Below are 335 nucleotides of genomic sequence, written 5' to 3' on the forward strand. Positions count from 1 at the left end.
TCCCCCGGTTTCAGGTCGAGGTCGATGCCGTGCAGCACGTCCACGCCCGGACGGTAGGCGAACCGCAGGTCCTCCCCGACGACCTCGGTGCCCTCGGGACGCGCCTCGCCCGCCACCCGGTCCTCGGGGACCTCCGCCACGCCAAGCAGGCGGGTGGTCGCGGCCAATCCGACCTGCATGGTGTCGAACACCTGGATCAGCCGGTCCATCGGCTCCACCAGTCCCTGCACGTAGATCGCGGCCGTGGTGATCTCGCCCAGCGTCACCCAGCCCTGCGCATAGCCCCACGTGCCGAGCAGGACCACACCGACCAGCGGAAACTGGGTAGGAGACGT

At 69.9% G+C, this 335-nt stretch carries 1 pseudogene; it reads right to left on the reverse strand.

The features are described from left to right. A pseudogene (locus tag BN358_RS26225) lies at positions 1-335 on the reverse strand (ABC transporter ATP-binding protein); the annotation flags it as partial.

The organism is Sedimentibacter sp. B4 (assembly GCF_000309315.1).
Classification (GTDB): domain Bacteria; phylum Bacillota; class Clostridia; order Tissierellales; family Sedimentibacteraceae; genus Sedimentibacter; species Sedimentibacter saalensis.